13 protein-coding genes are annotated in these 13,405 nt (G+C 63.9%); 2 read left to right on the top strand and 11 right to left on the bottom strand.

All coding sequences use genetic code 11. The features are described from left to right. Nucleotides 1–2: 2 nt before the first annotated feature. From J4D99_RS20050 to J4D99_RS20000, 11 genes are all read right to left on the bottom strand, one after another. Nucleotides 3–911, bottom strand: coding sequence for a universal stress protein (locus J4D99_RS20050; protein WP_208133530.1), 909 nt, complete (start codon nt 909–911; stop codon nt 3–5). 70 nt (nt 912–981) lie between these two features. Continuing rightward, on the bottom strand, nt 982–1,734 hold the full coding sequence (locus J4D99_RS20045) for a sulfite exporter TauE/SafE family protein (RefSeq protein ID WP_236018765.1): 753 nt from the start codon (nt 1,732–1,734) through the stop codon (nt 982–984). A 2-nt stretch (nt 1,735–1,736) separates the two neighbouring features. Continuing rightward, the gene (locus tag J4D99_RS20040) at nt 1,737–2,201 is read right to left on the bottom strand and encodes a FixH family protein (protein WP_208133529.1); all 465 of its coding nucleotides are present in this window, start codon (nt 2,199–2,201) and stop codon (nt 1,737–1,739) included. A gap of 35 nt (nt 2,202–2,236) precedes the next feature. Beyond that, nucleotides 2,237–3,646 (bottom strand): cytochrome c oxidase accessory protein CcoG, encoded by a 1,410-nt coding sequence (ccoG, locus tag J4D99_RS20035; RefSeq protein ID WP_208133528.1) that lies wholly within the window; start codon nt 3,644–3,646, stop codon nt 2,237–2,239. 133 nt (nt 3,647–3,779) lie between these two features. Then, a complete protein-coding gene (locus J4D99_RS22280; protein ID WP_208133527.1) occupies nt 3,780–4,655 on the bottom strand; it encodes a cbb3-type cytochrome c oxidase N-terminal domain-containing protein in 876 nt (291 codons plus the stop codon). Beyond that, the gene (locus tag J4D99_RS20025; protein WP_208133526.1) at nt 4,649–4,969 is read right to left on the bottom strand and encodes a hypothetical protein; all 321 of its coding nucleotides are present in this window, start codon (nt 4,967–4,969) and stop codon (nt 4,649–4,651) included. The genes J4D99_RS22280 and J4D99_RS20025 overlap by 7 nt, the downstream gene beginning before the upstream one ends. 17 nt (nt 4,970–4,986) lie before the next feature. Then, entirely contained in the window at nt 4,987–5,187 is a 201-nt protein-coding gene (locus tag J4D99_RS20020; RefSeq protein WP_208133525.1) for a hypothetical protein, read from the bottom strand. Nucleotides 5,188–5,267: 80 nt separating this feature from the next. Then, complete coding sequence (gene ccoN / locus J4D99_RS20015; RefSeq protein ID WP_208133524.1) at nt 5,268–7,478, bottom strand: cytochrome-c oxidase, cbb3-type subunit I; 2,211 nt, start codon at nt 7,476–7,478, stop codon at nt 5,268–5,270. Between the two features lie 136 nt (nt 7,479–7,614). Further along, complete coding sequence (ccoS, locus tag J4D99_RS20010; protein ID WP_208133523.1) at nt 7,615–7,758, bottom strand: cbb3-type cytochrome oxidase assembly protein CcoS; 144 nt, start codon at nt 7,756–7,758, stop codon at nt 7,615–7,617. Between the two features lie 10 nt (nt 7,759–7,768). Beyond that, nucleotides 7,769–10,228: a heavy metal translocating P-type ATPase metal-binding domain-containing protein gene (locus tag J4D99_RS20005; RefSeq protein WP_208133522.1), complete on the bottom strand. Its 2,460-nt coding sequence runs from the start codon at nt 10,226–10,228 to the stop codon at nt 7,769–7,771. An 82-nt stretch (nt 10,229–10,310) separates the two neighbouring features. Beyond that, nucleotides 10,311–10,595: a thioredoxin gene (locus J4D99_RS20000; RefSeq protein ID WP_208133521.1), complete on the bottom strand. Its 285-nt coding sequence runs from the start codon at nt 10,593–10,595 to the stop codon at nt 10,311–10,313. 146 nt (nt 10,596–10,741) lie between these two features. Between J4D99_RS20000 and J4D99_RS19995 the strand changes: the two genes are divergently transcribed. Together J4D99_RS19995 and J4D99_RS19990 are read left to right on the top strand one after the other, a co-directional pair. Then, nucleotides 10,742–12,355 carry a sensor histidine kinase gene (locus J4D99_RS19995; RefSeq protein WP_208133520.1) on the top strand — a complete coding sequence of 538 codons (1,614 nt, stop codon included), beginning with the start codon at nt 10,742–10,744 and terminating at the stop codon, nt 12,353–12,355. Continuing rightward, entirely contained in the window at nt 12,333–13,373 is a 1,041-nt protein-coding gene (locus J4D99_RS19990; RefSeq protein ID WP_208133519.1) for a response regulator, read from the top strand. The genes J4D99_RS19995 and J4D99_RS19990 overlap by 23 nt, the downstream gene beginning before the upstream one ends. The last annotated feature ends 32 nt before the right edge of the window (nt 13,374–13,405 follow it).

Below are 13,405 nucleotides of genomic sequence, written 5' to 3'. Positions count from 1 at the left end.
CGTTAAAACGTCACCGTCGATACCCGCGCCATGAGCCGCGCCTCGGCCGCTTGGCGCAGGCCGCAGCTGGCGCAGCACGCCGCCGTAGGCAGGGTGCTGGTGGGCAACAGCAGGGCCGGAATGCGCAGGTGGTAGGCGTTGGTGCGCCGGTAGTGTGGGTTGAAAAAACGCCGCACCAGGCATCCATCGGCCGTGCCCAGCACCAGCAGCTGCGCCTGCTGGCGCTCGCAAAACTCGCTGAGGCCCTCCAGCGCATCGTCGTCGGGCAGCAGGTGCGTATCCGAATTAGGCAGGTACTGCTGAGCCGCTTGCAGGCTCTTGCTGAGCGCCAGCACCTGCTTGCTGGCAGCGCTGTCGCCGAGTGCTTCCGGGTAAAACTGCACCAGGTCGAAGTGCGCGGCCGTGGTGCGGCCCAGGGCCGCCAGCGGCGTCAGCTGCGCCGAGCCGAGTCGGGCAAAATCGCCGGCTACCACTAGGCGGCCAGGCAGCTCTTGGCGGCCGGGCGGCACCAGCAGCACGGGGCAGCTCACGCGCTCGGGCAGCAAGTTGAGCGGTGCGCCGGCCGCCGTAACTGTGGCGCAGTCGGTGAGGGTGAGGCCCGCCACCACCAGCGCGGCGCGGTAGCCGGCCACCAGCACTTCGAGGCAGTCGGCCAGGGGCTCGGCCGAGAGGTGAAAATGATAGTTGATGCGGCGGCCATCCTGGCGGGTAAGCTGCTGGTAGCGCAGGCGCTCGGCCAGGGCGGTGAGGCTGCGCAGCAGGGTGGCGCGGCTATCGGTAGTGAGGGTGGGGCCGGTATTGGCGTACACGAGCACGATTTCGGCGGGCAGGCGTACAGCTAGCTTATTGGCGTAGACCAGGGCATTTTCGGCAGCCGCTGAAAAATCGATGGGCACCAGAATGGTTTGCATGGCGGCAGGGAATGAGGATGGAGCGATGAGGTTTATAATCTCTTTTACAAATAGTTGCCTGATAGCTGGGCTACTGCGCGGCCACTGGGCCGTGGCAGTAGCGCACCGTAGCGGGCGGAGGCGCCCCGGCCTTGGGCCCAGTCGCCACGCGGCCCAGCCGAGGGCTGAGGTAAGGAATGCCCAGCCCTAGTCCGCGCACAATGAATAGCCCCGCCAGCACGGTAGCCAGCACCGGCACTGCCCGGCGCATGCGCCCGCGCCAGGCGCCCGGCACCAGCCGCCCCGTGAGCGACAAGCCCAGCATGAGCGGCAGCGTGCCCAGGCCAAACAGCGCCATGTAGCCGGCGGCCCCTGCCACGCCGGGCGCGCTAAGGGCACCCGCCAGTGCCAGGTACACAAGCCCGCAAGGCAGCAGGCCATTAAGCAAACCGGTTGTGTAAAAGGCCCCTAGCGAAGGCCGCGCGTAGAAGTAGACGAGCTTGCTTTTCACCTGGCCCAGCAGCCCGGCTAGGCCCAGCATACTGGCGGCCCCGCCCAGGTAGCGCTCGGGCACCGCCACCAGCAGCAAAATCAGCCCACCCGAGAGCAGCGACAGGCTTTGCTGCCAGCCGGCCAGGCGCAGGCTTTGGCCCAGCAGGCCGGCCGCCGCGCCCAGGGCGGCGTAGGTGGTGAGGCGGCCCAGGTTGTAGAGCACACGGCCGGCCACGTAGCGCCAGCTAGCCCCCCCGGCGCCGGGTAGCGCCAGGGCAATGGCGCCGCACATGCCCACGCAGTGAAAGCTACCTAGCAGCCCAAATAGAAAACCAGCCCATAGCATAGCCATTCTTAGTTAATAGAAAGCTCTTTTTCAAGGAAATACTGCTGGCCGCCGGCCTCAAAATCGAGCCGCAGCCGCCAGTAGCCGGCTTGCAGGCGGCTGGTGCTGAGCTGCTGCGCGGGGCGCTCGCCGCTAGGGGCAAAAGGCAGCGTGAAATCCAGCTTTTGGTCGGAAGGGCGGAAGAAATGCACCTGGCCCCGCACCGGCTGGCCGGCCAAAGCGGGCGGTAGCGTGAGGGTAAGGCGCTGGCGGGCTGGCTCATACTGCACTTGCACCGGCGCGGGCAGCGCGGCGGTGCGCGCTACCGACTCCATGCGCTGCTGGTAGCGCAGCTCCTGCTGGTAGTAGTCGGGGCTTACCAGGTCGACGGTGGTGCGCATGGCCCGCTGCACCATGAAGCCGATGTAGCCCGCAAAGAGCACGAACGTGGCAATGATGGCGTAGGGCCAAAGGGTGCGTTGAGTAGGCATCATGTAGCTAGTTGGGACCGGGAAACAGGGACCGGTGGTTACTGGATAGGCCCCAGGAATTTGGTCTTGGTTTCGGTAATAAGCTGGTCGCCGCTGAACACGCCGATGCGGATTTTCTGGTTGGTCATGTGCAGCGCGGTGCGGGGCAGCTCGGCAAAAAATACGCCCTCGGCAATGCCCTGGGCGGGCAGCTTCAGGCCCTCGGCGCCAACCAGCGCAATGGCGCCGCCCGCCGGCTCCAACACCCTGAGGGTGATGGGATAGGGCCGATTGGTTTTGTTGATGACCGAGATATTGTAGAGGTTAGTAATGGTGCCGTGGGTGGTTTTCTGGAAGAGCTGGCCCGGCGTGCGCAGCACCGTGGCCTCCACGTTGGAGCGCGAGGCTAGCAGGAAGGCGAGGCCCGCCAGCAGCAGCACAAGCGCCCCCGACACGGCCTTCATGCGCCCGGTGAAGCGCAGGCGGGTGCCGGTGGCAATGCTGTTTTCGGAGGCGTGCCGGATGAGGCCCGGCGGCTGGTCGAGCATCGCCATAATGTTGTTGCAGGCGTCGATGCAGGCCGTGCAGTTGGTGCATTCGAGCTGCTGGGCGCCGTTGCGGATGTCGATGCCGGTGGGGCACACCTGCACGCACTGGTGGCAGTCGATGCAGTCGCCGGCGGTGCGCGCCTGGTTTTTGCGCAGCTTGGCGCGGGGCTCGCCACGCTGGTAGTCGTAGGCCACTACCACGCTGTCGCGGTCGAGCATCACGCCTTGCAGGCGGCCGTAGGGGCAGGCAATAGTGCACACCTGCTCGCGAAACCGCGCGAACACGGCGTAAAAAACCCCGGTGAACAGCACCATAGCGGCTAGCCCCCCCAGGTGGGCCGTGGGCGCATCAGCCACGATTTTGACCAGCTCATCGGAGCCGATGATGTAGGCCAGGAAAGTATTGGCAATCAGGAAGGAAATGACCAGAAACAGCGCATGCTTGGTGGTTTTGCGCCAGAGCTTGTCCCAGTCCAGCTCGCGGCGGTCGAGGGCTTTCTGCTGGGGTGCGTCGCCTTCGAGCCAGTACTCGATGCGGCGGAAAACCATTTCCAGGAAGATGGTTTGCGGGCACACCCAGCCACAAAAAGCGCGGCCGTACACCACCGTGAAGAGGATGACGAACAGCAGGAACGCCAGCGCCCCCACCAGCAGGATAAAGAAATCCTGGGGCCAGAAAATCTGGCCGAAGATGATAAACTTGCGCGCGGGCAGGTTCAGCATCAGCACGGGCAGGTCGTGGAGGCGCAGCCACGGCCCGGCAAATAGCAGCCCTAGCAGCCCATAGCTCAGCCACTTGCGGGCGCGGTACAGGCTGCCGCTAGGGCGCTTGGGGTACAGCCACACGCGCTTGCCCGCCGCATCTACCGTGGCGATAGAGTTGCGGAAGTCCTCGTTGGGTTTATACTGAGTGGTGGACATGGGATAGTAGGAGCACCTGACCAGCCGGCTGAAAACCAGCCGACTGGTTGTTGTTAGTAAGTAGCCAGGTGTTGATAAGCAACTGGATAGGCCGGTGTGACGCTGGCGGCGCGGCCGACCGGTTTTGGGATAATTATTTTGCCGCCAGGGGCTTAATAGTTTCCTTTTCGCCCTGCGGCTCCTTGGCGCCGGCGGGCTTCGAGCCTTGCAGCGACTGCACGTAGGAGGCTACCTGGAGTATTTGCTTGCCCGAGAGCTTGCCCTTCCAGGCTACCATACCCTTGCCCTGCACGCCAAACTTGATGGTTTTGTACACGTGGTTGATTTCGCCGCCATGCAGCCAGTACTCGTCGGTGAGGTTGGGGCCTACTTTGCCCTCGGCGTTGGGGCCGTGGCAGGGCGCGCAGTTGGTGACAAAAATTCCTTTGCCGGCGCTCAGGTCGGCCGGGGTGCCGAGGGCCGTGTAGGTCGTGAGCTTGTTGGGGTCGTCGGCATCGGCCGAGACGAGCAGCGTGGCCTGGCGCATCTCGGTTTCGTACTCGTCGTGGCTATTAGGGCCGGCCTTGGCCACCTGGTAGTAGCCAAAGTAGCCGATGGCAAAAATCACCGTGCCGACGAAGCTATACTTCCACCACGGCGGCAGGTCGTTGTCGTATTCGGCAATGCCATCGTACTCGTGGCCCATGAGCTCGTCGCGGTTCTCGCCGGTCACGAGGCGGTTGTCGCCCACGAACAGCCCTAGCACTTTGCCGCTCCAGGTATTGTGCACCGTGGGGCGGGCGTAGAGTTGGCGCAGCAGCGGCTGCATCTTAATAACTATCAAACTAACTACCAGCACAAACACAGTAACTACCAGCGCCAGGGTAGCCAGCAAGAACCAAAGCACGAGCGTTTGGCTGCTGGCGGCCAGGGGTGGCGCCGGGGCAGCCTGTTGGGCTGCGGCCGCGCCAGCCTGCAGCAGCACCGCGCCCAGCAGCGCCGCACGCCACAAGAAGGGTCGGGCTACCACGTAGCTACTCCTTCCTCCACAAGCTGGGGCGCCGCAGCAGGCGCCAGGGCCGGCTGGCTTTCGGGAGCCGGGCTAGCTGCCTCAACGGCCGCGACTGCTTCTGCAACCGCTGGCTGCGGGGCCTCAGGACGATTAGTGACAACGGCCGTAGTTACGGCAATGGTGGCGAGCACAAACACCAGGCCCGCGGCGCACAGCACGCCGCACAGCATCCAGGACAGCATATCGGCGTTGGCCGCGGTGGCAGCTGCCGAGGGCGCATCGGTGGTTTGGGCGGCGGCCAGGTAGCCTAGCAGCAGGCCGGTGGTAGTCATCAGGAGGGAGCGGCGGCTTAGCATATCACGTCGTGGTTTAGGTGTTGTTGAATTTCCTCGTCGCTGAGCAGCGGCATTTCGCTCATGCTGCGCAGGTGCTGGCGATTGGCACGCACCACGTAGAGCAGCAGCCCGAGGAAGAAAAGAAAGAAGATGGCCAGCGAGATAAGCGGGTATATCTCCACGCCGGCAATGGATTGCAAAACGTTCTTATCCATGAGAGTAGAAGGTGTGGTTGGAACTCAGCCAGGCCCCGGCCAGCCGGCGCGGAGACGGCTGACCGGTTTGGTTTGGCAGGCTACTGCGCCGCCGTAGCCACTTGCTCGGGCTTCACCTTGATGTCGGTGCCCAGGCGCTGGAGGTAGGCAATGAGGGCCACGATTTCTTTGTCCGACATCACCTCGATGTCTTCCTTTTTCAGGTCCTGGGCAATGCCGTCGGCCTGGCGCCGGGCGTCGGCTAGGGCCTGCTGGTCGTAGCCACGCGGGTAAGGCGTGCCTAGCCGCTGGAGCACCCTGATTTTGGCTGGCAGCGTGCTGTTATCCAGCTTATTCTCAAACAGCCACGGGTAGGGCGGCATAATCGAGCCCGGCGACATGGTGGTAGGGTCCAGCATGTGGTTGTAGTGCCACGAGTGCGGGTACTTGCCGCCCACGCGGTGCAAATCGGGACCGGTGCGCTTGCTGCCCCACAGGAAGGGACGGTCGTAGACAAACTCGCCCGCCTTGGAGTACTCGCCGTAGCGCTCGGTTTCGGAGCGGAACGGGCGCACCATCTGGGTGTGGCAGTTCGAGCAGCCTTCCCGGATGTAGAGGTCGCGGCCCTGCAGCTCCAGCGGCGTGTAAGGCTTTACCGAGGCGATGGTAGGCACGTTGGACTTCACCAGGAAAGTCGGAATCATCTCCACTATCCCGCCGATGGCGATGGCCACCGTAGCCCACAGCGCCAGCTGAAACGGGCGGCGCTCAATCCAGCGGTGCCAGTGGCCGCCCTGGTGGGCTTCGACCAGCTCGGCGGGCACCAGGGCCGGGGCCTGCGCTTTTTCGGCGGCTAGCAGCGTGCCGGCCCGGGCCGTCTTGATGAGGTTGAACACCATCAGGAAAACGCCGCTCAGGTACAGCGTGCCGCCGATGCCGCGCAGGTAGTACATGGGCACGATTTGCAGCACCGTTTCGAGGAAGTTGGGGTATTGCAGCATGCCCTCGGCGTTAAACTGCTTCCACATCAGCCCCTGCGTGAAGCCGGCCCAGTACAGCGGCAGCGCGTAGACCAGGATGCCCACGGTGCCTAGCCAGAAGTGCGTGTTAGCAAGCTTCTTGGAATACAGCTCGGTGCGGTAGAGGCGCGGCCACAGCCAGTAGAGGATGGCGAAGGTCAGGAACCCGTTCCAGCCCAGTGCCCCCACGTGCACGTGCGCCACAATCCAGTCGGTAAAGTGCGCGATGGCGTTCACGTTCTTCAGGCTCAGCATCGGCCCCTCGAAGGTGGCCATGCCGTAGGCCGTCACGGCCACCACCATAAACTTGAGCACTGGCTCGGTGCGCACCTTGTCCCAGGCGCCGCGCAGCGTGAGCAGGCCATTTATCATGCCGCCCCAACTCGGCGCAAGCAGCATGACCGAGAAGGCCACGCCCAGGCTCTGGGCCCAGTCGGGCAGGGCGGTATACAGCAAGTGGTGCGGCCCGGCCCAGATGTAGATGAAAATGAGCGACCAGAAGTGAATGATGCTCAGGCGGTAAGAATACACCGGCCGACCCGCTGCCTTGGGCAAGAAGTAGTACATCAGCCCGAGGTAGGGCGTGGTGAGGAAGAAGGCTACCGCGTTGTGGCCGTACCACCACTGCACCAGGGCATCTTGCACGCCAGCGTAGGCCGAGTAGCTTTTCATCCAGCTCACGGGCACCTCGGCCGAGTTGACGAGGTGCAGCACGGCCACCGTGATGAGCGTGGCGATGTAAAACCAGATACCCACGTAGAGGTGCCGCTCGCGCCGCCGGGCAATGGTGCCAAACATATTCCACCCAAACACCACCCACACCAGCGTGATGGCGATGTCGATGGGCCACTCTAGCTCGGCGTATTCTTTGCTGGTGGTGAAACCTAGCGGCAAGGAAATGAGCGCGCTCAAAATGATAAGCTGCCACCCCCAGAAGTGCACGCGACTGAGCACTTTAGAGTACATTGCCGCCTTGCACAAGCGCTGGAGCGAGTAGTACACACCCATAAAAATGCCGTTGCCGACGAAGGCAAAAATCACGGCATTGGTGTGCAGCGGCCGGATGCGGCCGAAGGTGGTGAACGAGGTGTGCAGGTTGGCCTCGGGCTGCGCTAGCTGGAAGGCTGCGAGCAGGCCCACCATCATGCCGGCAATGCCCCAGAACACGGTGGCAATGCCGAAGTCGCGAACAATCTTATTGTCGTAGTAAAATGTATCAACAGCCGGCGCTAAACCCTTCTGTGTCAAGGGCGAGCTTGCGGCAGTGCCCGGCGGTATGTACTCGGCTTGCATGAGATAATGAAGTAGGTGAATTGCTACTTCAAAGGTCCTGCTAGCCCCGCCCGGAGGCTATGAGTAAACTCAAGGGGGCACTTGATTGATGTCAAATGAGCCAGGGGGCGCGGACTTTGTAGTCCGCGCCCCCTGGCTACTCCTCGTCATCAAAGAGCATCCGCACCGAGGGCGTGTAGTCGTCGTCGTACTGCCCGCTGCGCACGGCCCACATAAAGCCGGCCAGAAACATCAAGGCCACGAGCAGGCTGATACCAATCAGCAAGAAGATAATGGTCATAATAACAAGACTATAAGTGGTGGCGTCGCGCGGCCAGGCGCACTAGCAGCGTGGCTACTATCATCACGCTCAAGGAGCTGATGGGCATGAGAATGGCCGACACGATGGGCGTGAACCGGCCCTGCACCGCTAGGGCCAGCCCTACCCCATTGTAGCAAAAAGACAGCACGAAGGTGGCGAGCACCACCCGTAGGCAGGCCCGCGAAAAGCCCAGAAACGTAGCGAGCCGCCCAAACTCCGAGGCATCCAGAATGGCGTCGCAGGCGGGCGAGAAGTTGGTGAGCGTGTCGGTGAGGGCAATGCCGGCGTCGGCGGCGCGTAGGGCGCCGGCGTCGTTCAGGCCATCACCAATCATGACGACGGCGTGGCCCCGCGCCCGCTCGGCGGCAATGTAGGCCAGCTTATCGGCCGGCGACTGGCGGAAGTGCAGCGCCGCCTCGGGCCCAAAAAGCGCTTGCAGGCGCGGGCGCTCGGCATCGGTATCGCCCGAGAGCACGGCCAGGCGGTAGCGCCGGCCCAGGCGGGCTAGCAGCGCGGCCAGGGCCGGCCGATACACGTTGTGAAACGTGAAGTAACCGGTCGGCTCGCCGTTGAGAGCCACGTACACGCGGGTTTCGGGCGCTTCTGGTGGGGCGGCCGCTGTGGTCGGCTTAGCGGTTGGCCGGGGGCTAGCGGGCTGGCTCACGCCATGGCCAGCAAATGCGGCTGCCCCCAGGCGGACCAATAGGCCGCCTTCAGCTGCGGCTTCCACACCTTGGCCGGGTACTTCCCGGCACATAAACAGCGACAGCGCCGCACTGCCCAACTCCTGCGCCAAGCGCTGGCTCAAGGGGTGCGTAGACTGCGCGGCGGCCGTGGCAATGAGCTGCTTTTCAGCTTCCGTTAAGGGCCGGCCGTGGTAGTGCACCTCGGCTTGTGCGGTATCGGTGAGCGTGCCGGTTTTGTCGAAAACCAGCGTATCGGCCCGGCCTAGCGTCTCGACTACGGCCGCGTTTTTGAGGTAGAGCTTGTGGCGGCCCAGCGTGCGCAGCGCGGCCCCTAGCGCGAAGGGCGTGGCCAGCGACAGCGCGCACGGGCAGGCAATAACCAGCACCGACGTAAACGCCCGCCACATTTTGCTGGCATCGTGCCCGGCCCAGTAAGCCAGCGTGCCGAGGGCCAGCACCAGCGTGAGGGCCACGAAGTAGCGGCCCACACGGTTGGCATAGGTTTCCAGCGAGTTGTGACTCGCTTCTTTGGCAAAAGCGGGGTTGTTCCAGAGCTGGGTGAGGTAGCCTTGCGATACTTCGCGCACCACTTCCAGCTCCACGGCATCGCCGAGCTGGCGGCCGCCGGCATACACCAGCTCGCCCGAGGCGCGGGCCACCGGCGTGCTCTCGCCCGATACAAAGGAGTAGTCGAGCTGGCCTGCGCCGCGCAACAGCACCGCATCGGCGGGCACCACTTCCTGGTGCCGCACCCGGATGCGGTGGCCCACTTGCAGCTCCTTCACCGAAATAGACTGCTCGCCGGTGGGCGTGAGGCGCGTGACAGCCACCGGGAAATACGACGTGAAGTCGCGGTCGAAGCGCAGGGCGTCGTATGTGCGCTGCTGCACCCACTTGCCAATCAGCATAAAAAACACCAGCCCCGTGAACGAGTCGAAATAGCCCGGCCCGCTTCCCGTCAGTACCTCAAACGTGCTGACACTGAACAAGGAGGTTAGCCCCAGGCTAATGGGAAAATCGAGGTTGATGTAGCGCTGGCGCAGCCCTTGCCAGGCCGAGCGGAAGAAGGTTTGGGCGCTATACAGCAGCACCGGCAGGGCTAGCACCAAACTTATGTAGCCAAAAAACCGCCCGAAGCCGACCTGCAATTCTTCTACAAAAGAGAAGTAATCGGGCAGCGCCAGCAGCATCACGTTGCCGAAGGCGAAGGCCGCCAGCCCCAACTGGTAGTAGAGCGTGCGGCTGGCCCGGTGCGGCTGCGCGCCCAGCTCAGCTAGGGTTATCTGCGGCTCGTAGCCCACCGAAGCCAGCAGCTGCACGACTTCCCTAAGGCTGGTGACCGCAAGCAAGTAGCTGATGGTGATTTCTTTGCGCAAGAACTGCACCCGCGCCTCCACAATACCCGGGTTGAGGCGCGGCAGGTGTTCGAGCAGCCAGATGCACGAGGTGCAGTGCATCTGCGGGATGGCCAGCGTGAGGCTAGCCCGGGTGTCGGACCGAAACGCCAGCAGCTGCGCCTGCACGGCTTCCGAGTCGAGGTAGTCGAAGCGGCCGGGCAGCTCTACCTCCTTCACTTTCAGGCCGGGGCGCTCGTCGAGCTTGTAGTAGGCGCACAGATTGTTGGCATCGAGCAGCTCGTACACGGTGCGGCAGCCGGCACAGCAAAAGGGCTGGCCGGCCAGCCGCAGCGGCTCGGGCGGGCAGTCGTCGCCGCAGTGGGTGCAGGCCAGGCGGGTGGCGGGGGCTTCGAGGATAGAGGGCACGTAATTAGAAGCAAAGTGGCCGGTATTTGTCGCCGGCTCGAATAGCTAAAAAGGCTTCGACCGCTAGCCGGCACGGGGCGCGCTACTCCGGGAGCTGCGCCAGCAGCGCGGCTAGGGCCTCGACTTCGGGCAAGCCTTGCTGGCGCCACAGTTCCACACCCTGGCGCACCAGCACGCAGGTGGGCAGCTGGGGCGGGCCAAAGCTGCGCACCACGGCCGGGTGGCTGGCCTCGTCAATGGTGAGCACGCGCACGGCGGGGCCTAGCCGCTGCTGCAAGGCCCCGAGGTCGGCCGGGTGGCTGGTCTCGGCGGGCGGCAATAAGACCAGGAGCACTGCCCCCTCGGGCAACGACGTGAAGCAGGACATAGGCTAGCTAATAACTTAGGAGTACGCAAAATTCAGCCCCGCCCCCGGCCGTTGCCATGAGCCTTCTCAAGCTTATGTTTGATAGTTGTCAAGAGGGTTTGCGCCCACTTCTGTCGACCTTTGGGCGGTTATTTGCCCCGCTTTGTATGCCCCACGCTGCTTTCTCCCGCGCGCTCACCGATGTGCTGCTGCATCAGGCTGCCGAGCTGGTGGGCGTGTATGATGCCACGGCCGGCCAGCTCACGCAAGTAAACCCGGCCGGCGTGCGGCTGCTGGGCTACCCTTCCGAAGCCGCGCTGCTGGCGGCTCCCGGCCCGGTGCCGCACGCGCCCGCCCTCACGGCGGCCCAGTGGGCCAGCCTGCGCGAGCAAGCCCGGCGCGCTGGCCGCCAAACCGTCGAAACCGAAGTGCTCAAAGCCACCGGCGAAGCTTTCCAGGCGCGCATTGAGCTCACGTATTTTGAAGTCGAAGGCGACCCGTTTTTTCTGCTGCGCCTGAGCGAGCAAAGCCGCCTGCACCAGGCCGAGCAGGCGCTGGCCCAGAGCGTGCGCCGCTTTGAGGCGGTGGTGGCCAATGCCACCATCGGCATCATCGTTTGCAACCAAGCGGGCAGCATCGTATCGGCCAACCAGATGGCGCACCAGCAATTTGGCTATGCTGAAGGCGAGCTGCTAGGCCTGCGCATCGAGGCATTGGTGCCGCAGGCCGCCGGCCGCCGCCACGAGCAGCTGCGCGCGTCCTTCAATGCCCAGCCGCAGGTGCGCGCCATGAGTGCTCACCGCGGCGACCTGGAGGGCCAGCGCCACGATGGCTCGGTATTTCCGGTCGAGGTGAGTCTCAGCTACTTCTACCTCGATGCCGAGCTGTACGTGGTGTCGTACGTGGTCGATGTGACGTTCAAGAAAACGGCCGACCAGGCTCTCGTTGCCGAGCGCCAGCGGGTGGAGCGCCTCAACGCCGACCTGGAGCAAAAAGTAGCCGACCGCACCCACGCCCTGCTGAGTACCCTGGAGCAGCTCGAACAGCGCCAGGCCGAGCTGGCCCAGGCCCTGGCCGCCGAGCAAGAGCTGGGCGAGCTCAAGTCGCGCTTCGTGAGCATGGCCTCGCACGAGTTTCGCACCCCGCTCACGGCCGTGCTCACGTCGGCTTCGCTCATCGAAAAATACCCGGCCGCCGACCAGCAAGACAAGCGCCTGCGCCACCTGGACCGCATCCGCCAGTCAGTCAACCACTTGAATGATGTGCTCGAAGAGTTTCTGTCGGTGGGCCGTATCGAGGAAGGCAAGGTAGTGGCCCACCCTACGCGCCTCGACCTCCCTACCCTACTGCACGACACTGTGGCCGACGTGCAGGGCCTACTCAAAGCCGGACAGACTATCGAGCAAGCCATCAGCTGCCCCGAGCCGCTGTGGCTCGACCCCTCGCTGCTGCGCAAGATTGTGGTCAACCTGCTCTCGAACGCGCTGAAGTATTCGGGTGAAAACACGGTAGTGCGCCTGGCCGCTACCTGCGCCGGCGGCCAGCTCACGCTGGTGGTGCAAGACCAGGGCGTGGGCATTTCGCAAGAAGACCAGGCGCACTTGTTCGAGCGCTTTTTCCGGGCCCGCAACGTCACCAACGTGCCCGGTACCGGGCTAGGCCTCTACATCATTGCCCGCTACCTCGAGCTTATGGGCGGCACCATCAACCTGAGCAGTGAGCTGGGCCAGGGCACTACCGTTACCGTCACGCTGCCTTATGAAAACCATTTTACTGATTGAAGACAACGACCTGATTCGGGAAAACACCGCCGAGCTGCTGGAGCTGGCCGGCTACACCGTGCTCACGGCCGAGAACGGTAAAATAGGCGTAGAGCAGGCCCTAGCCACACGCCCCAACCTGGTCATCTGCGATATTATGATGCCCGTGCTCGACGGCTATGGCGTGCTGCACATCTTCAACCAAAACCCCCAGCTGGCTGGCGTTCCCTTCATCTTCCTCACCGCCAAAACCGAGCGGGCCGACCTGCGCCGCGGCATGGAGCTTGGTGCCGACGACTACCTCACCAAGCCCTTCGACAGCAACGAGCTGCTAAGCGCGGTGGCCGGGCGCCTCAGCCGCTTTCAGCACCTGCGGCCCGACTACGACCTAGCCGAAGGCGGCCTGGGCGAGTTCTTGGCCGATGCCCGCCGGGTGAGCAACCTGGCTAGCCTCGCCACCGACCGCAAGCCCCACCAAGTGCCTCGCCGCCAGTTTATCTATACGGAAGGCGATGAGCCCCTGCGGCTTTACTTCGTGCAAGCCGGCCGCGTGAAAACGAGCAAGACCACGGCGGCCGGCAAGGAGCTGATAACGGGGCTGTACCAGGCAGACGAGTTTTTTGGCTACCAGGCCTTGCTCGAACGCCTACCCTACCACGATTCAGCGGTGGCCGTTGAAGACTCCACGCTGCTCTACATTCCGGCCGAAGAGTTTACTGACCTGCTGCTGCGCAATGCCGACGTCAGCCAGCAGTTCATTCGGCTGCTGGCGGGCCGCGAGCGCCAGCGCGAGCAGCAGCTGGTCGAAATGGCCTATCACTCGCTGCGCCGCCGCATCGCCGATGCCCTGCTGCAGCTGCACCAGCCCGGTGGCCCGCCCATTCAGCTAGCCCGCGAGGACCTGGCCGCCGTAGTGGGCACTGCCCCCGAATCGCTTAGCCGCACCCTCAGCGAGTTTCGCCAGGATGGCCTGATTGAGCTCACGAGCGGCACCATCCGCGTGCTTCAGCCCGAGAGGCTGCGGCGCAGCAATTGGTAGGGTATCCGGCCTAATGCTGGTTAGCGCGCTAT

This window comes from Hymenobacter sp. BT559 (assembly GCF_017571525.1).
In the GTDB taxonomy this organism is placed as follows: Bacteria; Bacteroidota; Bacteroidia; order Cytophagales; family Hymenobacteraceae; genus Hymenobacter; species Hymenobacter ginsengisoli.
The sequence above is the reverse complement of the archived record's forward strand: the minus strand, read 5'-3'. Positions and strand labels throughout refer to the sequence as shown.